The organism is Croceicoccus ponticola (genome assembly GCF_004004515.1).
In the GTDB taxonomy this organism is placed as follows: Bacteria; Pseudomonadota; Alphaproteobacteria; order Sphingomonadales; family Sphingomonadaceae; genus Croceicoccus; species Croceicoccus ponticola.
This window is the reverse complement of the sequence record NZ_RXOL01000004.1, coordinates 284,981-307,715: the sequence shown is the minus strand read 5'-3', so window position 1 is coordinate 307,715 and position 22,735 is coordinate 284,981. Positions and strand designations below refer to the sequence as shown.

Sequence of the window (22,735 nt, the reverse complement as noted above, 5' to 3'; positions counted from 1 at the left end):
ATGCAGCTCAGCCGTGAAGACCTGCTGCAGGCCTACCGCCGGATGAAAACCATCCGCGCGTTCGAGGAACTGCTGCACGACGAAATCCAGACTGGCGAGATCGCCGGATTCACCCACCTTTACTGCGGCCAGGAAGCGGTCGCGGTCGGCGTTTGCGAACACCTGAGCGACGACGACAAGATCGTTTCGACCCACCGCGGCCACGGCCACTGCCTTGCCAAGGGCTGTGATGTCGAAGGGATGATGAAGGAAATCTGGGGCAGCCGCGAAGGGCTGTGCAAGGGCAAGGGCGGATCGATGCATATCGCTGACGTCGACAAGGGCATGCTGGGCGCCAACGGCATCGTTGGCGCGGGTGCGCCGATCGCGGTCGGCGCGGCCATGGCCGCGAAGATCGACGGTCCGGACGCCAACGGCAAGCTCAAGGTCGCGATCGCGTTTTCGGGCGACGGCGCTTGCAACCAGGGCACCACGTTCGAAGCGATGAACATGGCGGTGGTCACCAAGGCCCCGGCCATCTTCGTGTTCGAGAACAATCATTATTCCGAACACACCGGCTTCGAATACGCGGTGGGCACGCAGCGCGACATCGCCAGCCGGGCCGAAGCGTTCGGCATGCGGGTATGGCGCGCCGACGGCACCGATTTCAGCGCCGTTCACGACACCATGAGCGAAGTGCTGGAATATGTCCGCGCCGGCAACGGCCCGGCCGCCGTCGAATTCGACACGGAACGGTTCTATGGCCATTTCGAAGGTGACCCGCAGCGTTATCGCGCCAAGGGTGAGCTCGACCGTATCCGCGAAGAGCGCGACTGCATCAAGAAGTTCCGCGAAAGCGCGACCGAGGCCAAGCTGCTCGACGGCGCGGATCTCGATCAGGTCGATGCGGAAGTTGCGCAGGCCATCGAGAAGGCGGTCGTCGCAGCACGCGCGGCAGAGCGTCCCAAGGCAGAAGACGTCCTTGTCGACGTCTACATCGATTATTGATTGGCGGGAGCGATCCAGTGGCAAAAATGATGTATCGCGACGCCGTTCGCAACACGATCTTTCAGGAAATGAAGCGCGACGACAGCGTCGTCGTATTGGGTGAGGACGTCGTCGGCGGCATGGGCACGCCGGGCGGACCCGAAGCCATCGGCGGCATCTGGTCGACCAGCACGGGTTTGTTCGGAGAATTCGGCGCGGACCGTGTCATCGACACCCCGATTTCGGAAAGCGCCATCGTCGGCGCGGCGGGCGGGCTCGCGCTTTCGGGCAAACGTCCGATCGCGGAGCTGATGTTCGCCGACTTTATCGGTGTTTCGCTCGACCAGATCTGGAACCAGATCGCCAAGTTCCGTTACATGTTCGGCGGCAAGACCAAGTGCCCGGCGATCATCCGCTGCATCTATGGCGCAGGGTACAACGCCGCGGCCCAGCACAGCCAGAGCCCGCACGCGATCCTGACCGGGATGCCGGGGCTGAAAGTCGTGATGCCCAGCACGCCCGCCGACGTTGCCGGCCTGTTGCGGCAGGCGATCCGCGATGACGATCCGGTGATCTTCATGGAGCACAAGGCGCTTTACGGCGTGCAGGGCGAAGTGCCCGACGATCCGGATTTCTGCATCCCGTTCGGCCACGCGCGCCTGACCCGCGCAGGGCAGGACGTGACCATCCTTGCCACCGGCATGATGGTCGGCATGGCGGAATCGGCGGCAGACACGCTGGCCGAAAACGGCATCGGCTGCGACGTGATCGACCTTCGCACGACAAGCCCGCTGGACGAGGAAGCGATCCTCGATTCGGTCGAAGTGACTGGTCGTCTGGTAATCGTCGACGAAGCGCCGCCGCGCTGTTCGCTCGCCACCGACCTTTCCGCGCTGGTCGCGCAGAAGGCTTTCGCCAGCCTGCGTGCCCCGATCGAAATGGTTACCGCGCCGCACACGCCGATCCCTTTCGCTCGCGAACTGGAAAGCGCCTACCTTCCGAATCCGGACAAGATCGAGGCCGCGGTGCGCAAGGCCTTGGCCTACAACTGAGGAGGCACGAGCCATGGGAAAGATACGTGCCTTCACGATGCCGAAATGGGGCATCGAGATGACCGAGGGAACCATCGCCGAATGGATGTTCGGCGAAGGTGACAGCTTCACGCGGGGCGACCTCATCTGCCTGATCGAAACGGACAAGATCACCAACGAGGTCGAGGCCGAATACGATGCGACGATACGTCGCATCCTCGTCGCCGGCGGTGGTGAGCCTGAACCTGTCGGCGCATTGCTGGCGGTTTTCGATGACGGTTCGGCCAGCGACGCGGAAATCGACGACTTCATCGCTGCCTTCAAACCCGCCGAAGGCGGCGTCGCCGAAGGGCGGCAGAAGAAGAAGGAAGGCAAGCCCAAGGAAGCAGGGATCGAAGGCGAGGAAGACAAGCCGCGCGCCATCACGATCGAGACGAACCGCCCGATCAGTCCCGAAGCGTTGAAGCTTGCGCAAGCCGAAGGCATCGACATCGCGGACATACACGGTTCGGGCCGGGGCGGCCGCATCACGTTTCAGGACGTGCAGCAGGCCATGCGCGGCCCGTCGACCCGTTCGCCCAAGGGCACCGCGGTATTGCCCGACGAAACGTCGGTCTTCGCATCGCCGCTGGCTCGCCGGCTAGCCGCGATCCACGGCATCGAATTGTCGGGCGTGACCGGAACGGGTGCGCGCGGGCGCATTTCTAAAAAGGACGTGCTGGCCAAGGTTCCCGAACCGGTCGCATCGTCCGGGGCGACGCCTGCATTCGGCGCACCGTTCGAAGCCGTGGAGAACGAGCCGAAGGTCATCCCCTTCGACAAGATCCGCAAGATCGTCGCCCGCCGCCTGACGCAAGCCAAGCAGACCATTCCGCACTTCTATCTGCGCGTGGGGGTCAAGGCGGATGCGCTGCTCGAACTGCGCAAGACGGCGAACCTCGTGCTCGGCGTCAAGGCTTCGGTTAACGACTACATCGTCATGGCCGCGGCCAAGGCGCTGGCGCAGCATCCCGACGTCAACGTGCAGCTTCACGGCGAGGAGATCCATTCGTTCCCCCACGCCGACGTCGCCGTCGCGGTCGCCAGCCCCAAGGGTCTTGTCACGCCGATCGTGCGACAGGCGAACCGAATGCGGATCGACCAGATCGCATCGCGGACGAAGGAGCTGATCGGCAAGGCGAAGGACGGCAAGCTGGGCTTTGAGGAAATGGACGGCGGCACGTTTACCGTTTCCAACCTCGGCATGTTCGGGATCGAGAATTTCGATGCGATCATCAACCCGCCGCAGGGTGCGATCCTTGCCGTGGGATCGGCAGAACGGCGCGCTGTGGAAACAGACGGCGGCGACATCGCCTTTGCCACCGTCATTTCCATGACGCTGTCGGTCGATCACCGGGCCATCGATGGCGCGGCGGGCGCGCAGTTTCTCGCCACGCTGAAGTCCCTGCTCGAAGAACCCGAAACGCTGTTCGCGTAAGGAGAAGAACCATGCCGACACCCGGATCCATCGCCAGCCTCGGTCCGATCATGCAGCAGGCATACCTGCCGCGCGATTTCGATGCCGCGTTAGAGTACTGGACGAAGACGATGGGTGTCGGCCCGTTCTTCCTGTTGGAGGATATCCGGCTGGGCGACATGACCTGTATGGGCGAGCCGACGGACGCGGTGTTCGCGGTGGCCATCGCCTATTGGGGTGACATCCAGATCGAACTAGTCCGCCCGCAGAACGACGCCCCGGCGCATTACACCGGAAAATACGCGGTTACCGATGGGCTGCATCACACCTGCCACGTGGTGCCCGACATTGCGGCGGCGCGCCAGACAGTGATCGATGCCGGCGGCACGATCGTCGTGGAAGGTAAAGTGGGCGCCGACGGGCACGTTTTTTATGCCGACCCCGGTTTCGGGCCGGGCGGGCTGATCGAATTCATCCAGCTGGGTGCCGGAGGCGCCGAATTCTTTGCCATGATGCAGGCCGCCTCCGTCGACTGGGACGGAAGCGACCCGCTGCGCAAGATTGGCTGAGCGGCGTTACGCGGCCTTCGCGTCGGCTGCGGCGCGGACCGGAGCCTGATCGAAGTAATAGGGCACGATGGAGCAGACCTTGCCGTCGCGAAACCGGAACGCTTCGGCCAGTTCAGCCGCCGGCACATCGGGATCTGCAAAGTTCATGCGGGCCAGCGCTACGACGTGATCCTTGCCAGTGCACATGTCGAGCAGGTCGACCCCCGAAATGTCGAGCATTCCGAAAACCTTGACGAACAGTTCCTGCAGCGCGGTCTTGCCGCGATAGGTTCCTTCCATCGGCAAACCCTTGGCTTCGACGATTTCGAGATCGTCGGTGACCAGTTCGGCCACCCGGTCCCAGTTGCCCACCGCGCATTCGGCGTAAAGCTCATTCACGACTGCAACCATCTGTTCGCTCGACATCGGCACTCTCCAAGTTGATGCGTTTATGCCCGTACTCTCGCCAATGGGCCGGTGACACGATAGCTATCGCAATGATTAGCGTGTAACCCGCCCACTGCCCCGTTAGGAAAGCGGGCAGAGAGATCTGGCCCTCGGACACGATCCCGGCACCGGGCCACAAGACCTGTAGGAACAGAGACTGACCGTGAGCGATAGCTGGCATCCTTTTTGCGCTGAATCCGAATTTCCCGAAAGCGGCAAAGCTGCCGCGCAAGTGGCCGGCTGGTACGTGCTGTTGGCAAAGACCGACGACGGGCTGCACGCGGTGAACGACCGCTGCACCCATCAGGCTGCGCTGCTGTCCGATGGCCGGGTCCGTCGCGGTGCGATTATGTGCCCGCTGCATGGCGCGCGGTTCGAAATGGCGACGGGTCGCTGCATCGGCGGCGCTTACAAGGATTTGCGCACGTTCCCCGTTCGCGTGACCGACGGCATGATCGAAGTGTGCGTGCCCGACGAAGCGCCTAGCATGGAAGAACTGCCGGTCAGCCGCTGATATCCGGTCGGGTGGGGCCGTTCGCGGTCGTACCTGCCCATTCCACCAGCTTTCGGATCGATCCAGGCACCCTACCTTCGGCATAACCAAACCGAAGGAGAGAATGCTTATGCCCTTTACCGGACCCGATTCCGATCGCATGGCGCTGCGCGACCTGCTCGACACTTATGCCGACGCCGTCTGCCGCGTCGATGCCGAAGCCTGGGGTGAGACCTGGGCCGAAGATGCGCGATGGGAAATGCCCGACTATCCCGAATTCCCGCCGCAGGATGGGCGCAGCAACATCGTCAACCTGTGGGTCGAAGCGATGAAGCACTATCCCGGCGTCATCTTCAGCGCATGGCCCGGTTCGATCGAGGTTGATGGAGATCGCGCGACCATGCGGTCATACACCAGCGAGATCTACGATCAGGGTGACAAGACCATGCGCGATCGCGGCCAGTACGACGACGAATGCGTCAAGGTCGGCGGCCGCTGGTATTTTTCCAAGCGCGTCTTCCGCAACATCCATCGGCAGCACGCACCCAAGGGTCTCTGACCGCTTTTCGCCCACGCCACGCAGACAAGAAAAAAGGGGGAGCCGCTCGGTGCGGCTCCCCCTTTCCTTTTCAGGCTTGGTGTCTGAGCGATCAGAAGCGCTGAGTTACCTGCACCTTGATCGTCCGCGGCAGGGTGCCGAAGCCGAGCTGGTCCGCCTTGACGCCGGTCACGCCACCGGAGGCCGTGCCCGAGCTTGGGCCGTCGACGACGCCGGTGACATAGAACTGATTGGTCAGGTTCTTGCCGATGACCGCCAATTCCGTGTTGCCGTCCGTCGTCATGAAACGAAGGCCTGCATCCAGCGACCAGTAGCTGTCCTGGACCGCGATCGGATTGCCGAATGCCGACGGATTGTAGTTGTCGGAATAACGGGCGTTTGCATTCAAGCCGATTGCAAAGTCGCTGGTGACGTCGGTTTCGTAGTTGAAGCCGACAACGCCGGTCCATTTCGGCGCGACCGAAAGTGCGGTGCCGGTCAGGTTCTGACGGATCTGGCCGTCAGCCGTCACGACATTGCAGCCCTCGGCCTGAGTCTGGCCCGAATAGCACGGACCTTCGTCGAAGCTGTCGTATTTCGCGTCGTTGTAGTTGAGCGCCGCGTTGATGTTGAGCCCGGGCACCGCGTAAGGAGCGAATTCGAGCTCAAGTTCGACGCCTTGCGTCTTCGCGTCGGCGGTCAGCGTGTTGAACGAGAAGACCGGCGAGTTGAAGAAGTCGACCTGGAAGTCGTTCACCTTGTACTGGAACACGGTCAGGTTCGCGCGCAGCTGGTTTTCAAGCAGCGTCGACTTGATGCCCACTTCGAAACCTTCGGCCGTTTCCGGGTTGAAGGTAAGGTCGCCGTAGGGATCGGCCGACAGCTTCGAGTTGATGCCGCCGTTCGAGAAGCCGCCCGACTTGTAGGCAGTCTTGTAGGCGCCATAGATCAGGAGATCCGGGGTGGGCTTGTAGGTCAGCGTCACTTCGGGCGAGAAGTCGTCGAACTTCTGGTTCGCCGTAATGATGCCCAGCGGATCGGCAGCCGAACGATAGACGCCGGAATAAGCCGGGTTCACGTATTCCTGTGCGAAGTAGCTGTCCTTTTTCTCGTCGGTGTAGCGAGCGCCGCCGGCGAGTTCGAGGTTTTCCATCAGCTGGAAGCGGACCTGACCAAAGATCGCGAAGGTCTTGCCCTTGGTCCAGCTGATCTTTTCGCTGGCCGCATACAGCAGGTCGGGACGCGCAGCGCTGTCGCGTACGCCGCCGTAAAAGCCCCACTGGCCGAAGTCACGATTGGTGTGCTGGTACAGGCCGCCGACCATGAAGTTGAACATGCTGTCGAACGACGTGGTCAGGCGCAATTCTTGCGAATAGGCTTCCCAGGTCGAGTTTTCCGTGGCGAAGATCATGCCGCCGGCATTGGTGTCGGTGGTCTGGAAGTTACAGGCGCAGGCCCAGCTGTTGTTGTTGCGCTGCCAGTTCGTGACCGACGAAATCATCATCGAGCCAAGATCGTATTCGAGGTTGTTGTTCACACCCCAGCTGCGATACTTGTTATAAGTCGAACCGTCGTCGCGACCATAGGGCGAGATCTGCGAAAGTTCCACCGGCAGGTTGTTCTGATGAGTGACGAAGTCCTGTTTGCAAGGATAGACCGTCAACTGGCTGTAACCGGTGCCGTTACCGCACGAATAGGCGACATAGTTCCAGCTGTTGTTCAGCGTGTCGTTCTGGTCGCGCGTAACCTTCAGCGTGCTGGTGAGGTTGTCGGTCGGCTCGAACTTCAGCGTCATGCGAGCGAGGAATTCCTCCTGCTGCGGCATCGGGCTTTCGGTGGGCGCGGAAATGAGCGTCTCAGGATCGCCGAAGCCCGCCGCCACGTCGACCGTGGTGTAGTTCATCGGGGTCGACACGTTCTTGTAGTAGCCGCCGTCCATCTTCGAATAGCGTGCTGCGAAACGGACGCCGACCGTGTCGCTCAGAGGACCCGACAGGATGCCTTCGAGGCTGTACTGGTTGGCTTTGAATTCGTAACCGGCCTTGACCGAACCTTCCCATTCGTTGGTCGGATCGTTGGTGGTCAGCGAAATCACGCCTGCGGTGGCGTTCTTGCCGAAGAACAGGGCCTGTGGGCCTTTGAGCACTTCGACGCGGGCAAGATCGAAGAAGCCTTCTTCGATGACGCGGCCCTGGCCATAATAGGCGCCGTCGACGACGATCGCGACCGACTGTTCGATGCCAATGGAGGTCGACGACGAACCGATGCCGCGCAACGTGATCTGCGCCGCGGAACCGTTGGATGCGCGACCGACGTTGAGGTTGGGCGTGGCCGCCGCGATCTTTTCGATGCTGGTGATGTCGCGCTGCTCGATCACCTTGCCGGTGATGGCGGTGACGGCGACAGGAACGTCCTGCACGCTTTCTTCGCGCTTACGGGCCGTGACGACGATTTCGGTAAGACCGCCCTGCTGAGCTGCGGGTTCGGTCCCTTCGTCCTGGGCAAGAGCTGGCGTAATAGTGAAAAATGCGCTGGCAAGGCAGCTGGCGGCAAGAAGCGAATGCTTGCGTATAGTCATGGTACTCTCCCTGGGAAATCTTGTTTCCTGTTTTTTCGTCTAACACAGGTTCAAAAGCCGGACCCCTGATTGAAGTTACAGGGTCATGCGCCGAATGGCCCGCCTAAAGTCGAAGTTATAAACAACGGAAAGGATGCCGGAATGACGACCAACCGCTATTGGCGGCTCGATTCCCACCCCAAAGGCGACGACTTTGCTGCAGCACTTTCCCTGCAGCATGAAGAACTTACGCCGATTGAAGACGGGCAGATCAGGATCAAGGCCGACTATTTGTCGATGGACGCTGGCACGCGCATGTGGATGGGCGGCCGTGAAGACGGTTATCAGCCGCCATTGCCGCTGGGCACGACCATGGTCGGACTGGCGCTGGGCCGGGTGACGGAAAGCCGCGACGGCCGATTCCCCGTGGGCTCGCTCGCCCGCGCATTCGGGCAGTGGGCGGACTATTCGACGATCCGTCCAGACGAAGGCTGGGCCGTGCCGCTGGACGACGACATCGACGACATTCGCCAGCATTTCGGCGTGCTTGGCCTGAATGGTTGGACCGCGCTGTACGGCGTGCAGGACATCCTGCGCATCAAGGAAGGCGAAACCCTGGTTGTATCGGCCGCGGCGGGCGCGACGGGCAGCCTTGCCGTGCAGGTCGGGCGCATCCTTGGCGCGAAAGTCGTCGGCATCGCGGGCGGACCGGACAAGTGCCGGTACGTCGTCGAAACGCTGGGCGCCGATCGCTGCATCGATTACAAGAACGAGGATGTCGCCGCCGCGCTGGGTGAGATCGAGGGCGGCATCGACGCCTATTTCGAAAACGTGGGCGGGCCGATCTTGGATGCGGTGTTGCAGAACATGGCGCTTTATGGCCGCATCGCGGTGTGCGGAATGATCGCCAATTACGACGCGGCCGAAGGTGCGCCGGGCCCGCGCCATTACGATCAGGTGCTGATGCGCCGCTTGCGGATCGAAGGGTTCTTTCTGCCCGACGTGCCTGAACGCGGGCCCTATTTCTATGACACGCTGAAGCGCTGGTACCAGGAGGGCAAGATCAACGTGCCGTTCGACGTGACGGTGGGGTTGGAAAACACGCTCGTCGCCTATGCCCGGATGCTGACCGGCAAGAACACCGGCAAGGCGATCGTCGACGTGCGGAGCTAAGCGCGTGCCGACCATCGACTACCGTTCGCCCCTGCGCTGCCTTGTCGCGGTGCGGGGCCATCCGTTCGGGCGCGACGCCTTTGCCGCGGTGTTCGAAGGGATGGAGGGCATTTCCGCCACGATGGTCGACCAGCCCGCCGCCGCACTGCTGATGAATCCTGACGGCATGCGCGATTTCGATGTCTTGGTCCTTTACGACATGCCGGGACTGGATTTCGACGCGCCCGAGCATATTCCCGCCTATGTCCCGCCACCTGCCGGGTTCGCAGAAGGGCTGCGCGCCCTGCTCGACAGCGGCAAGGGGATCGTCGCGCTGCACCATGCGCTGGCCGGCTGGCCGACGTGGGAAGGCTATGCCGAAATCCTGGGCGGAAGGTTTCTTTACAAACCCGGAGCAGTGCGCGGAAAGCACGTGCTCGACAGCGGTTTCGCGCACGACGTCGCGCAGACATTCAGCGTCGTCGGCGATCATCCGGTGACCGCAGGTCTGCCTGCCACGTTCGATCTGGTCGACGAACCGTATCTTGCCGAAGTGTTCGAAGGCGATGTCGAACCTTTGCTGCGTTCCAACGCGTGCTTTACCGCCGACCATTTCTGGTCAGCTACTCACGCTTGCGAAGGGCGGATGTACTGTCGTGACGACTGGGCGCATCCGCCGGGCAGCAATCTTGCCGCATGGGCGAAAACCGTGGGCGATGCGCGTTTGGTCTATATCCAGCCCGGCGACGGACAGGGCGCTTACGAAAGCCCGCATTACCGCAAGCTGGTCGAGAACGCGATCCGCTGGGTCGCGCAAGGCTGAGGCGGTCCGGTGCGTGATCCGCCGGATCGCGCTTCACCTTTTAATCGCACAAAAAAAGGGCGGGGGCACCATGTGGTACCCCCGCCCTTTTTGATTGTGGCTCGTGCTTAGAATTCGACGCCGAGCGTCAGGCCATAGCTACGCGGTTCGCGCGCCGTGCCGAACGACCACAGGCCGCCGACGGTGAAGCCGTGGGTCATGCCGCGATCATCGAGCAGGTTGCGGCCATATGCGGTCAGATGCGCTTCGGCACCGGCCAGGTCGAAACGTGCGGTCAGCGATGCGTCGACCAGGTTCTGGGCATCGGTGCGCACGCGCGGGTCGTTGCCTTCGACAGTGACCGGGCCATTGGCCAGATCGCCGCTCAGTCCGCCGATCGAGATCTGTTGATCGTAACGTCCGATATAGCGGTAACCCACGTTACCCACCATTTCACCGAAGCTGGTCGGCTGGGTGTAGGTCGCCGAAAGCGATGCGGTCATGTCCGGGTTGTAGATCAGGTCGTTGCCCGAGAAGTCGAACGGAATGACCGTCGCGCCATCGGCCGGCGAAATGCCGCCCACGATGAAGTCCTTGAACTTGGAATCCAGTATGCCAAGCGCACCGTTCAACACGAAGTCGGGTGTCAGGCGGGCGGTGAAGTCCGCTTCGAGACCCTTGATCGTGGCGGAACCGACGTTGGAGGTGATCGTCTCGTTCTGCGTTGCGCACGTTGCGCAGAACAGCGTGTTGTTCTGCTGCAGCGCATCGTACTTCGACACGAAACCGGCGAGGTTCAGCTGGACGACGCCCATCGTGAACTTGCCGCCCACTTCGTAGCTGTCGACTGTTTCGGGACCGTAGGACTGGCTGGCACGAGCGGCCGAACCGGCGCGCGGGCTGAAGCCGCCCGAACGGTAACCTTGCGACCACGAAGCATAGAGCATCATGTCGTCGTTCGGGCGCCAGTCGATGCCGACCTTGGGCGTGAACTTCTTGAAGGTGTCCGAACCCTGACCGATCAGGTTGCCGCCGAATGCATTCGACAGCGACTTCTTGTCACGCGTGAAACGACCGCCGAACGAAAGGCGAAGCGTTTCAGCAAAGGCCCAGTTGAAGTCGCCGAATACCGCGACCGAACGGGTCTTGCCTTCGACATGCTGCGGGTTGGTGTCGTAGTCGCGCGGATCGACAGTATTGTCGAATGCGAACAGGCGGGTCCACTGATCCAGTTCATAGTTGGACGAGAAGTAATAGGCGCCCACGACATAGTCGAAGGACGAGCCGACGTCGCCGGCAGCGCGTACTTCCTGACTGAACTGGTCATATTCCTGATCGCGGAACACGTAATAAAGGTCGGTCGACGAAGCGTCGAAGTCCTGCGTCTGGCCTTCCTTCGATTCGCGATAGCCGGTGACCGACGTCAGGCTGATGTCGCCCAGGTCGCCGTTCATTTCAAAGGTGATGGCAGGCGCCGAATAGTTCGAAACGTTGGCATCGCCGAACACGGTGTAAAGGTCGTCTGTGCCGTTGCGGCCACACTGTTCGGCGGGGATCAGGCCGCAGAACAGTTCGCTGCTGTTGGTCAGGTTTGCTACCGCGGGGTCGAACTTCTGAACCTGCTTTTCGACGGTGAGGAGGGCATCGAAGCCGCTGCCCGGATCGAACAGGAAGCTCGCGCCGAAGTTTTCGTTGTTCGTGAAGCCACGACGCTCGCCCGTCTGGCCCTGGCGGTACCAGCCGTCGCTTTCGTTGTGGAAGTAGAAGAACTTCGACGACAGCACGTCACCCAGCACGGGCAGGTTGACCACGGCGCGCGTGGCGAGCGTGTTGAACTTGCCGTACGAAGCTTCGGCCTTGACGCCAAGGTTGCCGGTCGGGCGGCTGCGGCGGATGTTGACAACGCCGCCGATGGTGTTGCGGCCGAACAGCGTGCCCTGCGGACCGCGCAGGACTTCGATCTGTTCGATGTCGAAGAAGTCGAAGAACTGGCCGGTGCTGGTGCCGATGAAGACACCGTCGACGACGACGCCCACGGTCGGTTCCTGCGACTTTTCGACGTCGGCATAAGTCAGGCCGCGGATCGACAGGTTCGCGGCGGCGGCGCCCGAATTTTGGTTGGTGATGATAAGGTTTGGCGCGGTGCCCATAAGGTCGCCGATGTTTACGGCGGCCTTGTCGGCGATCATCTGGGCGTTGACGGCGGTCACGGCGACCGGCGTATCCTGCAGCGCTTCTTCGCGGCGGCGGGCGGTAACGATGATTTCGCCGGGAACTGCTGCTTGCTGCTCGGTCTGCACGTCCTGCGCGAATGCAGGGACAGCGCCGGTCAGCGCGGTGCTTGCAGCAAGAGCTGCGAAAACGAATTTGCGGTTGGTCACTAGGAGTCTTCCCTGTTTTGCGACAGCCGCATTCCACGCGCGGCCTTTTTTGTCTGATCGCCCTTTCGACCAGCATAGGGCAATTCGTTACCTGCCATTTTTCACAGGTGCGGCATCAGGGACACAAGTCGACGTAAATCGGCATGTTCTGAAAGGATTACCAAGCATGACGACCAACCGCCGCTTCCTGCTGCGCCGCCGCCCGGTGGGCGACCCTGTTCCCGACGATTTCGCCTTGGTGGAAGAAGCCATCCCGTCGCCGCCGCCGGGCGGTTTCGTCATGCGCAACCAATACTGCTCGCTCGACCCTGCGCAACGTGGCTGGATGTCGGACGAACCGAGCTACATGCCGCCGATCCCGCTGGGCGATCCGGTGCGTGCGACCACAGTGGGCGAAGTGGTCGCCAGCGATAACGCCGACTATCCGGTAGGCAGCTGGGCGCTCGGCCTGAACGGCATCGAGGAATACAGCGCGGTTTCGCCCGAACATTTCACGTCGCCGATCGACATTTCGCTGGCCCCAAGCCCGTCGCATTTCCTGTCCGCGATGGGAGCCGTCGGCCTCACCGCCTATTTCGGAATGCTGGAAATCGCTAAGCCCAAGGCGGGCGAAACACTGTGTGTCAGCGGGGCGGCCGGCGCGGTTGGTTCGGTCGTGGGGCAGATCGGCAAGATCTGCGGCTGCCGAGTCATCGGCATCGCGGGTGGCGCGGAAAAATGCCGCCGGCTGATCGACGATTACGGCTTCGACGTCGCCATCGACTATCGCGGCAAGAGCCAGGAGCAGCTGCGTGATGAAATCGCACAGGCCGCGCCGAACGGGCTGGACATGGTGTTCGAAAACGTCGGCGGCGACATTCTGGAGGCCGAAGTCTTCAACCTCGCCAAAAAGGCACGCATCGTTTTGTGCGGGTTGATCAGCGAATACAATTCGACTGAACGGCACGGGTTGAAGAACCTGTGGCAGGTGCTTGTCCATCAGGCCACGATCCACGGGTATCTCATCATGGATTACGCCCCCCGCTTTGCCGAAGGCGGGGCGCAGGTCGCCAAGTGGATTGCCGAAGGGAAGATGCGCATCGACGAAGACGTGCAGGAAGGGATCGAGAACAGTTACGATGCCTTCATGCGTCTGTTTTCCGGTCAGAACACTGGCAAACTGGTGCTGAAACTCGCGTGACCGATGGGCGCGATGGCGATCGCTGCCATCGCGCCCACCGCGTCATGCCTTCATCACCGGCATTGGCGTCTGCCCGCTTTCGTCGAGGTAATAGTCTACCCATTTGTGGAAGAACTGGTTGCCCGGTTCGTTCCGACCGAAAGTCTGGTGCGTCATCGCGCCCGATTCCAGCCCGTTCTGCACCTGCAGGCCAAGGTCGTAGTCTTCGGTCTCCACCACCTTGAAGAAGAAGTCGCACATCTCGTCGAGCTTGCGCATCTCCTCCTCCGTTTCCGGTTTGGACGGGAAGACGTAGTTCATGATCGTCACGTTCCGATCCGGCGCATCGCCGGGGAACAGCTGTGCGAACTGGCACATTTCGGGCGCGAGGAAGAGCGCGAAGTTGGGAAACAGCATCCGGATGAAATCGTAGCCGTTGTTTTCGCGATGTCCCCACTGATCGCGGGGCACGTCCTTCAGATCGGTGATCGAACGCTGCGGAAAACCCAGTCGGATATGCGGGCCGAACCCTTCGTAATGGGCGCGGTTGGATGGCGATCGGGGCGCAACCGTTTCGGTATGCGCCGCAGCAAAGTGATACCCTTCGAGATAGCCGTCATAGGCGACCTTCCAGTTGGCGCCCGGCATTTCGCGCGACTTGTGGAAATACCAGCTCTCCAGCTTCAGCGCGGCGAAATCGTCGTACATCCCGCCCAGCCATTCGCGCGCGTCGATGGCAAGGCCGGGGGTCAGGATGACGAAGATCATCCCCGCCACTTCGTCGCACGGCAGTTCGGTCATGTTGAGCTGGCTGCGGTCCACCTCGCCAAAGGTGCTCGCCTCTGCGATGCCCAGCAGCTTGCCGTCGTTGGCATAAGTCCAGCCGTGATAGGGACACGAAAAGCGCGAACAATTTCCCTTGCCGTCGGCGGCAAGATGCGCGGCGCGGTGCTTGCACACGTTGAGAAAGGCCCGGGCCTTGCCGTCCTTGCCGCGCGTGATGATGACGGGCAGGTCCATCACCGTCATCGCCTTGTAGTCGTTCTTCTCCGGCAGCTCGATCGTCAGCGCCAGCATCAGCGGCAGTCGCTTGAACAGGCGCTCCTTCTCCCGCTCCCACCGCGCGGGGTCGAGATAATTCTCAACCGGCACGCGCATGGTGGATCTGGCCTGATCGGTCGTGCGGCTTTCGACGAAGTGCAGCATGCGTTCGGCGATATCGCCGTATTTTTCGTAAAGGTCGGTCATCACTCCGGTTCCTTTCAACGGTTCAGATAGCGGTCGAGCACCTGGTGGAAATGGCGGATGCGCACTTCCTGATAGTCGCCCAGTTCGACGCGTTGGTTCTTCGACGCCTTCAGCCCTTCGTGGGTCAGCATCATGTTTTCCATGTCCTGATCGACCACGCCGCCCAGCACGCCGAGTTCGGGAGCATCGGCCCACTTTTCATCGTCGGACAGCATGTGCATCGAAATGCCTGCCGGGCGCGGCTGGCCTTGTGGCACACGGGCCAGCACGCGCACTTCCATCAGGCAGCGATCCTGATCGGGCCATGGGCGCCAGCGATAGACGATGTTGGGCATGAACCCGCCCCACGGCGCGAAGTTGGGAAAGACGTTATAGACCAGCGCGTCGAGCAGTTCGCTTTCGGATACTTGCGAATAATCGCCGCCAAACGCCCGCTCGCTCGACGCGCGCATCGCCTGTCCCAGTGCCTGCCGCGCGGTCAATCCGTCGGGCACGGCGATGTTGAACTGGTCGTTTTCGGGGTCGTAGTTGTCGGCGCTGCGGCCGTTGTACTTAACGAATTCGTCGACGATCCACTGCTGCGGCAATTCGTGGCGCGCGACATGGGGGCTGATCGTGCCAAACGGCGTGTAGTTCACGTTCACATGTTCGCCCAGCACGTGATAGGCGGCGTTGGCATCGCCGGTGAACGGCATCAACTGCGGATGCGTGGCATAGGCGTGGTAGCTTTCCATGAAAGCTTCCATCGTGATCTTCCAGTTTGCGTCGACGACCTTGCCGACCCATGCGACGGTGGTGCAATCCTCGTGCCGCCATTGTGCAAAGAATTCGGGCAGGGGGGCGAGGAATTCCTCGATCACCGGACCTTCGTCGGCCTCGCGCACGAAAATGTACCCGCCCCACTGCGCTACGCTGGCTTCGGGCAGCTTCATCGCGTCGTCGGACAAGTGACCGAAGTCCCAGCGGCAGGGGATCGAGTTCAACGTGCCATCCGTGTTCCACGTAAAGGCGTGGAACGGGCAGACGAACTTTTCGGCCGAGCCGCAATCGGTTTTCAGCTTCCGCCCGCGATGCAGGCACACGTTGTGAAAGGCGCGGACCGAACCGTCTTCCTGCCGCACGATCAGGTACGATCGCCCTGCGTTGTCGTAAGTGACGTAATCGCCCGGCTCGGGCATGTCTTCTTCGCGCGTGGCGAATTGCCAGACGTTCGGCCACATCCGATCGCATTCGGCGCGAAAGAATTCGGGGTCGTAGTACCGCGCGGCATCGATCGGTTCGGAGCCGAGATATTCGTAGCTGTCCTTCGCCATGAAGGCGGGCGGCTGGATGTCGTCGGCGGCCAGGATGTCTTCCCAGCCCGGACCGGGGCAGCGTGCGCGTTCAAGCTGCCCGCGCGGATCTGCTTCTGCCATGTCGGCAATCCTCCTCGTTTTCATTTCGAGGAAGAGTTTACCTTGTGCCGGACTGGCGGCCCTTGATCAGGGTCAAGAAAAGCCCGGCCCCACCCCTGCGCTTTTGACTAGGTCAGGCGCACTAGGGGCGGGGCGGGTCGTTGGCGTCGTGGCCGCGCGCACGGCCCGACGCTCGGGGGATCAATTCCGAACGATCAGAACTGGACGCGCTTGGTGAACCCAGCGTCGACGACGATGTTCGCGCCGGTCATCGCCTTGCACGCGGGCGAGGCGACGAACGCGATCGTCTTGGCCAGTTCTTCGCCGGTGGTCATGCGGCCCATCGGGATCTGCGCCATGATGCCGTCGTAGAATTCGGTCATGTTGTCCTTGATGTAGTTCCACGGGCCGTCGTCGGTCATCACAGGGCCGGGCGTGATGCAGTTGGCGCGGATGCCCTGCGGCGCAAGCTTCTGCGACAAGCCGGCGGCATAGTTCATCACCGCCGCCTTCAGCGCGTTGTAGGGCTGCACGCCCATGAATTCCTCTACCGCGCCGGTCGAGCTCATGCAGATGATCGAGCCTGCGTCCGATTTTTCGAGGTAGGGCATGGCTGCTTCGATGCCGCGACGCATCGGCAGGATGTCGGCGCGCAGGATCGTTTCCCAGCAGTCGTCGGTATCGGTGCCCGGATTGGCGGAGGTAAAGCTGATGAAGATGTCGCAACCGCCCAACGCGCCGGCGGCCTTTTCGACGAAGGCCGGGACCGAAGTCGGTTCGGTCACGTCGAGCGCTTCGGAATAGACGGTGACGCCGGTGGGCGAAAGTTCGCCGACGACCTTGTCGACCTTGTCCTGCGTACGTCCGCAGATCGCGACGTGGCAACCTTCGGCTGCGAGTGCCTGTGCGACCTTGCGGCCAATGCCGCCGTTGGCGCCGACGAGGATGGCTTTCATGCCTTTGAGGCCGAGGTCCATAGAACGATCCTTTCCCGTAAATTTTAAAAAAAGTGCTTGGCGTCTCTCCTAGGTAGCCGCGGCAAGGGGAGCGACTACCCTTTTGCGTAGGCCATGCAAGGATGCGCCAATGATAGGTCTGTCGGCAACAGGCAAACAATGGGAAGGAATGTCATGGGAAGGCTCGAAGGCAAACGCGCACTGATCCTGGGCGCGAGCAGCAAGGACAACATGGGCCAGCACATCGCACTACGCCTGATGGCGGAGGGGGCGACGGTATTCGTGTCGGGGCGCAAGGAGGACGTGCTGGCCGACTTTGCAGCCGAGAACGGTTGCGGATATCGGGCGTGCGACTTGACCGACGAGGGCAGCGTTAACGCGCTGGTCGATGTCGCGGCAAAGGCCATGGGCGGGATCGACATCGGCTTGAACGCCACCGGCTGGGGCCTGCTGACGCCTTTCCTCGACAATACGCGCGAAGAACTGGAACAGATGACCGCGCTGCAGTTCATCGGTCCCTTCCAGTTCTATCAGGCGCTGATCCGCAAAATGGCGAAATCGCGTGGGGGTGAGGGCGGCTCGATCATCCAGATCAGCAGCGCCACGGCCAAGATCATGCTGTGGGACCACGCCGCATACATGGGGACGAAAGCGGGCGCCGATCACGTCATCCGCTGCGTCGCCAACGAATTTGGGGGCGAGGGCATTCGCGCCAATTCGATCTCTCCCGGCCTGACCGAAACGCCGATGACTGCGGACGCGGGCCATGTCCCCGGCCTGTTCGAAAGCTTCCTGCCCGGGTATCCGCTCGGTCGGTATGGCACGAAGGAGGACATAGCGGCCGCGGTCGTGTTCCTCGCCAGCGACGAATGCTTCATGACCGGCGAAAACCTGCAGGTAAACGGGGGGCTGTGCTTGCGCGGCAATCCAAGCAAGGCCGAGATCGAGGCCAGCGTTATAAATGCCACCGGCGCAGCCGCAGGGGGCTGAGCCCATGGCCAACGTCGAACCCATCCTGTCGGCAGGCGACATCGCGACGTGGGATCGCGAATGCGACGTGATCGTGATCGGGCAGGGCGTCGCCGGAACCTGCTCCGCGCTGGAAGCGCACCGTGCGGGCGCCGACGTGCTGATCGTCGAACGCGCATCGGGCGGCGGCGGGGCAAGCGCGATGTCGTCGGGCATCTACTACCTTGGCGGCGGAACCGCGGTGCAAAAGGCGATGGGCTACGACGACACGCCGGACGAGATGGCCGCCTTCATGATGGCCAGCTGCGATCCACTGGACCCCGTTGCCGTGCGGCATTTCTGCGACGACAGCCCGTCGCACTTCGACTGGCTGGAACGACAGGGCCTGCCGTTCGAACGGACGGAGTTCAAGGGCAAGGCGGTGTTTCTGAACGACACGACCTGCCTGATGGGTACCGGCAACGAAAAGCTGTGGCCGTTCAACAAGATCGCCAGACCCGCGCCGCGCGGGCACAAAGTTGCGGGCACTGGCGAAAACGCGGGCCACGTCGGCATGGCGCCGCTGCTGTCCAAATGCGAGCAAGAGGGCATTCCCGCGATTTACGACAGCAATGTCGTGGCGCTGGTCAGGGACGAGGGCGGTCGTGTCGTCGGCGTGCGGATCAAACAGGCGGGCGCAACGATCCACGCCCGCGCGCGGCGTGGCGTAATCATCGCGGCGGGCAGCTTCAACATGAACCACGAGATGATCGCCGAAAACCTGCCCCTGCTGGGCGCGACGAGCGAGCCGCTGGGCATTCCCAGCAACGACGGCGCGGGCGTGCTGCTGGGGATGTCGGCGGGCACGGCGACCAGCGCGATGGATGGGGTGATACCCACCGCGTCGATCTATCCGCCGGGCCAGCTGATCAAGGGGATCATCGTCAACAAACGGGGTGAGCGTTTCGTCGCAGAAGACAGCTATCACGGCCGCACTGCGAATTTCGTGATGGAGCAGCCCGATCAGAAGGCTTGGCTGATCGTGGACAGCGAGATCTTCGCCTATCCCGAAATCCCGACCGCCAAACACACGCTGGTCGACGGGTGGGAAACGATCGAGGAGATGGAGGCGGGGCTGGACCTGCCGACCGGATCGCTGGTCCGCACGATGGCGGGTTACAACAAAAACGCGGCACAGGGCCGCGATCCGCTACTGCACAAGGACGCATCGTGGCTGAAGCCGCTGGACAAGGGGCCGTGGGCGGCGTTCGATATTTCGTTCGACCGGTCGACTTACCTGTTCATCACACTGGGCGGGTTGAAGACAGGGCCGAACGGCGAATGCCTGACGCTCAGATCGGAACCGATCCCCGGGCTTTACGCGGTGGGGGCCAGCGCAGCGCACATTCCGCGCAACGGCAAGGCTTATGCCAGCGGGATGAGTCTTGGCCCCGGTTCTTACTTTGGGCGCCGCGCGGGACGGCATGCGGCGGGGGCCAACTGGACCGATTGACGGGCGGCTCGTCGTCGGCCTTGTCAAGCGACAATCGATACATCGTCGATGTCTTCAGGTTCATCATCGCGCGGCGCACCGGCCCGCGATCGACGCGCGGTGTCTTGTAACGCTACTTAACCGTCAGGCTTCGGCCTTCGCGTTCTCGATCTTCGCCTTCACGTCGGCGCGCAGTTGGTCCTTGCGGATCTTGCCCGATGCCGTGCGAGGGAAATCGTCGACGAATTCGAATCGCTCGGGCGTCTTTTGCTTAGCCAGACCGCTTTCGTGCATGTGCGCGCACAGCGCTTCGACCGTTGCCGGCTCGCCCTCGCTGATGATGTAGGCGCAGACACTTTCGCCCAATCGTTCGTGCGGCATGGCGACGACGCTGGCATCGCGGACCTGCGGGTGGGTGCGCAACACGTCCTCGATCTCCACCGCGCTGATGTTTTCGCCGCCCCGGATGATCAGGTCTTTCTTGCGCCCTGTGATCGTGATCGCGCCTTCGGCCGACAGCGTGCCAAGGTCGCCGGTGCGGAAATAGCCGTCGTTGTCGAACGCCGCGCGGCTTTGCGCTTCGTCAGCATAGCCCAGCATCATCGACGGCCCACGCGCCAGAATCTCGCCCTCGTTGCCTACGGGCACGGGTTTGCCTTCGTCGTCGACGATCTTCACGTCATAGTCGATGACCTCGCCATCGGTGGTCGCGGCAAGGTGTTCGTTGCGCGGCCAGCCAAAGGTGACGAGCGGCACCTCGCTCGCGCCAAAGACGCGGAACGCGGTCAGGTTGTCGAACGCCGCGTTGGCGGCCGGGATCAGGTCGGGCGGAACCGCCGCGCCGCCACAGGCGAAGAAGCGCAACGACGGCAGCCGCGTGCTGGCCTTCCGCGCCGCATCGGCCAGTTCGACGAGGAAGGGCGTGGCGGCGACCGTGCCGACGACGGCGTGTTGTTCGATCAGGGACAGCGCGTCGTCCGCGTTCCAGGTTTCCATCAGGATGACCGTGGTGCCGCAGATCAGCGGCGATTCCAGGCCGTTGACATAGCCCGAGATGTGGGTGACCGGCGACGGCATGATCGTCGTGTCGCGATCGGTCACGCCCCAGTGCGCATAGCTTTTGCGCACGATATTCTCGAGCGTGTCGTGACTGTGCAGCACGCCCTTGGGCCGGCCCGTGGTGCCCGATGTGAACAGCACCATCTTGACCGAACGGGGATCGACATCGGGTTTCGCGGGAGTGAGCGCGCGCCCTTCTTCGATCAGCGCGGACATATCGTCTGGCCCGTCGCCCCTGACGGTAAAGGTAAAGTCGAGATCGGGCAGGCCCGGTTGCAACCGCCGTGCCATTTCGGCGAAATCGAACCGGCGGAACGTGGTGCAGGTGAATATCGCCCGAGCTCGGCAATCGTTCAGCATCATCACGACTTCGGCGTCGCGATAGATCGGCACGATGGGGTTCACGACAAGGCCGAGGATGGCGCAGGCAAGGTTGAGAATGCCCGCCTCGTGCCAGTTCGGCGTCTGGAACGCGACGACATCGCCGGTTTCAAGCCCGCGTGCGGCCAGCGCATTGGCCAGCGCCTGCGCTTCGTCCAGCCATGCGCCGAAAGTCAGCGATCGCACCCCGTCGATCAGTGCCAAGCGATCCGGTTCGTCGGCGGCGCGCGACCGGGCGAAATCGGCGATCGTGCGCCCCTGCCACTGATCGGCGAACGCGCGCATGTGTGCCGGCGGCAGTTCCAACCAGTTCCACGGCATTTCAAGTCGGGCCATTGTCGTGTATCCTTTTCCCGCACCCCTTCTCGCGATAGCGGGCCACAGGTTCCATTGGCGAAAAGGGTAGGGGCAAATCGCACCCCCGCAAACAGGGCACCTGTTACCTTGAGCAGGTTGCCTGCACGCCGCGCAACGGGCAGCTTGGCAGCGAAGATGGGCCGGCGTTGTCGCAGTGGCCCCAAAGCATTCGGGAGAAGACCATGGATCGCGCAAGCCGGATAGGACATCTGGGCGAGGTCGCCGAGACGATGCTCGACTATGTCGAGACCAAATCCACGTTCCAGGGCAAGGGCACGATGAAGGTGCCGTCGGCCAGCTATTGCGACGACGCGATCTATCGCAAGGAGATCGACCTTGTCTTCAAGAAGCTGCCGCTGATGCTGGCTTTCACCGCCGAAATGAAGAACCCCGGCGATTACAAGGCGATGGACGCGGTCGGCATGCCGGTGCTGATCACCCGCGACAAGGACGGCACGGTTCGCGCCTTCCTCAACGTATGTTCGCACCGAGGAGCGCCGGTGGCCGAAGAAGGTCACGGCAATTGCTCACGCTTTGTCTGCAAGTACCATTCATGGACTTATGGCCGCGACGGCAAGCTGATCGGCATTTCCGAAAAGCAGACGTTCGGCGACGTGGACCGGGCCGAACTGGGCTTGCGCCAGCTGCCGTGCGAAGAACGCAACGGCATGATCTTCGTCGTGCTCGATCCGAACGGCTCGATCGACCTCGATGCATACTATCGCGGCTATCTCGACGATTTCGCCGATCTTGGCCTTGCCGACTGGCACTATGTCGGAAACCGCACGATATTCGGCGCGAACTGGAAGATCGCATTCGACGGATACCTCGAAGGGTATCATTTCCAGTCGCTGCACCCCGAAACGATCTTTCCGCGGACGCCGTCGAACTGCACGCATTACGAAGGGTTCGGCCCGTCGATGCGGATTGGTTTCCCGCAGCATGAAATCGCCAACCTGCTCAAGCCGCTGCCGCGTGAAGAATGGGGTACGCGGGAAAATTACGGTTACGACTTCGTCCGTATTCTCTTCCCCAACGTCTCGATCTTCGTTGCGCCCGAAATTACGCAGGTCGCGCAGCTTTTCCCCGGACCGACGGTGGGCGAAAACCGCACCGTGCTGAACTACCTCTGCCGCGAAGCGCCTAAGGACGCCGAGGAGGAGGAGAAGCTGCAGCAGATGGCCAACTTCTTCCGCGATGTGACGTACGAAGAAGATTACGTCATCGGGATGCAGATCCAGAAAGGTCTGGAAACCGGCGCGCACGAAAACCTGATCTTTGGCAAGAATGAGCGCGGCAACCAGTACTTCCACGAATGGCTGAACTGGTACATGGCGCAGGACACGACCGCCCCCGAACCGGTGATGTAA

Annotated in this window: 19 protein-coding genes; 12 read left to right on the top strand and 7 right to left on the bottom strand. The window is 62.1% G+C overall.

What is annotated here, in order from left to right; genetic code table 11:
• The 4 genes from EKN06_RS11205 to EKN06_RS11190 are packed head-to-tail and all read left to right on the top strand — an operon-like array spanning position 1 to position 4,022.
• Positions 1 to 987 carry a thiamine pyrophosphate-dependent dehydrogenase E1 component subunit alpha gene (locus EKN06_RS11205; protein WP_127612993.1) on the top strand — a complete coding sequence of 329 codons (987 nt, stop codon included), beginning with the start codon at positions 1 to 3 and terminating at the stop codon, positions 985 to 987.
• A 17-nt stretch (positions 988 to 1,004) separates the two neighbouring features.
• Entirely contained in the window at positions 1,005 to 2,018 is a 1,014-nt protein-coding gene (locus EKN06_RS11200; RefSeq protein ID WP_127612992.1) for an alpha-ketoacid dehydrogenase subunit beta, read from the top strand.
• A gap of 13 nt (positions 2,019 to 2,031) precedes the next feature.
• The gene (locus EKN06_RS11195; protein ID WP_127612991.1) at positions 2,032 to 3,474 is read left to right on the top strand and encodes a 2-oxo acid dehydrogenase subunit E2; all 1,443 of its coding nucleotides are present in this window, start codon (positions 2,032 to 2,034) and stop codon (positions 3,472 to 3,474) included.
• An 11-nt stretch (positions 3,475 to 3,485) separates the two neighbouring features.
• Positions 3,486 to 4,022, top strand: a complete 537-nt coding sequence (locus EKN06_RS11190; RefSeq protein ID WP_127612990.1) for a VOC family protein — start codon at positions 3,486 to 3,488, stop codon at positions 4,020 to 4,022.
• A gap of 6 nt (positions 4,023 to 4,028) precedes the next feature.
• Here the strand turns inward: EKN06_RS11190 and EKN06_RS11185 are convergent, their stop codons facing one another.
• Positions 4,029 to 4,427, bottom strand: a complete 399-nt coding sequence (locus EKN06_RS11185) for a nuclear transport factor 2 family protein (protein WP_127612989.1) — start codon at positions 4,425 to 4,427, stop codon at positions 4,029 to 4,031.
• Between the two features lie 184 nt (positions 4,428 to 4,611).
• Here EKN06_RS11185 and EKN06_RS11180 point away from each other — a divergent pair, with 184 nt between their 5' ends.
• Positions 4,612 to 4,962 carry a Rieske (2Fe-2S) protein gene (locus tag EKN06_RS11180; RefSeq protein ID WP_127612988.1) on the top strand — a complete coding sequence of 117 codons (351 nt, stop codon included), beginning with the start codon at positions 4,612 to 4,614 and terminating at the stop codon, positions 4,960 to 4,962.
• Positions 4,963 to 5,071: 109 nt separating this feature from the next.
• On the top strand, positions 5,072 to 5,500 hold the full coding sequence (locus EKN06_RS11175; RefSeq protein WP_127612987.1) for a nuclear transport factor 2 family protein: 429 nt from the start codon (positions 5,072 to 5,074) through the stop codon (positions 5,498 to 5,500).
• Between the two features lie 91 nt (positions 5,501 to 5,591).
• Here the strand turns inward: EKN06_RS11175 and EKN06_RS11170 are convergent, their stop codons facing one another.
• Complete coding sequence (locus tag EKN06_RS11170) at positions 5,592 to 8,057, bottom strand: TonB-dependent receptor (RefSeq protein WP_127612986.1); 2,466 nt, start codon at positions 8,055 to 8,057, stop codon at positions 5,592 to 5,594.
• A 141-nt stretch (positions 8,058 to 8,198) separates the two neighbouring features.
• On the opposite strand from EKN06_RS11170, the gene EKN06_RS11165 reads away from it, so the two are divergent.
• Together EKN06_RS11165 and EKN06_RS11160 are read left to right on the top strand one after the other, a co-directional pair.
• A complete protein-coding gene (locus EKN06_RS11165; protein WP_127612985.1) occupies positions 8,199 to 9,209 on the top strand; it encodes an NADP-dependent oxidoreductase in 1,011 nt (336 codons plus the stop codon).
• 4 nt (positions 9,210 to 9,213) lie between these two features.
• Positions 9,214 to 10,011 carry a ThuA domain-containing protein gene (locus EKN06_RS11160; protein ID WP_127612984.1) on the top strand — a complete coding sequence of 266 codons (798 nt, stop codon included), beginning with the start codon at positions 9,214 to 9,216 and terminating at the stop codon, positions 10,009 to 10,011.
• Positions 10,012 to 10,118: 107 nt separating this feature from the next.
• On the opposite strand, the gene EKN06_RS11155 is transcribed toward EKN06_RS11160, so the two are convergent.
• Positions 10,119 to 12,371 (bottom strand): TonB-dependent receptor, encoded by a 2,253-nt coding sequence (locus EKN06_RS11155; RefSeq protein ID WP_127612983.1) that lies wholly within the window; start codon positions 12,369 to 12,371, stop codon positions 10,119 to 10,121.
• Positions 12,372 to 12,537: 166 nt separating this feature from the next.
• Between EKN06_RS11155 and EKN06_RS11150 the strand changes: the two genes are divergently transcribed.
• Entirely contained in the window at positions 12,538 to 13,551 is a 1,014-nt protein-coding gene (locus EKN06_RS11150; protein WP_127612982.1) for an NADP-dependent oxidoreductase, read from the top strand.
• Positions 13,552 to 13,593: 42 nt separating this feature from the next.
• On the opposite strand, the gene EKN06_RS11145 is transcribed toward EKN06_RS11150, so the two are convergent.
• The 3 genes from EKN06_RS11145 to EKN06_RS11135 all read right to left on the bottom strand — a co-directional run bounded on the left by EKN06_RS11145 (position 13,594) and on the right by EKN06_RS11135 (position 17,149).
• Positions 13,594 to 14,778 (bottom strand): aromatic ring-hydroxylating oxygenase subunit alpha, encoded by a 1,185-nt coding sequence (locus EKN06_RS11145; protein ID WP_127612981.1) that lies wholly within the window; start codon positions 14,776 to 14,778, stop codon positions 13,594 to 13,596.
• A gap of 14 nt (positions 14,779 to 14,792) precedes the next feature.
• Entirely contained in the window at positions 14,793 to 16,193 is a 1,401-nt protein-coding gene (locus EKN06_RS11140; protein ID WP_127612980.1) for an aromatic ring-hydroxylating oxygenase subunit alpha, read from the bottom strand.
• 194 nt (positions 16,194 to 16,387) lie between these two features.
• Positions 16,388 to 17,149, bottom strand: a complete 762-nt coding sequence (locus tag EKN06_RS11135; RefSeq protein ID WP_127612979.1) for an SDR family NAD(P)-dependent oxidoreductase — start codon at positions 17,147 to 17,149, stop codon at positions 16,388 to 16,390.
• Between the two features lie 153 nt (positions 17,150 to 17,302).
• Here EKN06_RS11135 and EKN06_RS11130 point away from each other — a divergent pair, with 153 nt between their 5' ends.
• Together EKN06_RS11130 and EKN06_RS11125 are read left to right on the top strand one after the other, a co-directional pair.
• Positions 17,303 to 18,118, top strand: coding sequence for an SDR family NAD(P)-dependent oxidoreductase (locus EKN06_RS11130; RefSeq protein ID WP_127612978.1), 816 nt, complete (start codon positions 17,303 to 17,305; stop codon positions 18,116 to 18,118).
• A gap of 4 nt (positions 18,119 to 18,122) precedes the next feature.
• The gene (locus EKN06_RS11125; RefSeq protein ID WP_127612977.1) at positions 18,123 to 19,589 is read left to right on the top strand and encodes an FAD-dependent oxidoreductase; all 1,467 of its coding nucleotides are present in this window, start codon (positions 18,123 to 18,125) and stop codon (positions 19,587 to 19,589) included.
• Between the two features lie 123 nt (positions 19,590 to 19,712).
• Here the strand turns inward: EKN06_RS11125 and EKN06_RS11120 are convergent, their stop codons facing one another.
• The gene (locus EKN06_RS11120; protein WP_127612976.1) at positions 19,713 to 21,344 is read right to left on the bottom strand and encodes an AMP-binding protein; all 1,632 of its coding nucleotides are present in this window, start codon (positions 21,342 to 21,344) and stop codon (positions 19,713 to 19,715) included.
• 203 nt (positions 21,345 to 21,547) lie between these two features.
• Between EKN06_RS11120 and EKN06_RS11115 the strand changes: the two genes are divergently transcribed.
• Entirely contained in the window at positions 21,548 to 22,735 is a 1,188-nt protein-coding gene (locus EKN06_RS11115; protein WP_127612975.1) for an aromatic ring-hydroxylating oxygenase subunit alpha, read from the top strand.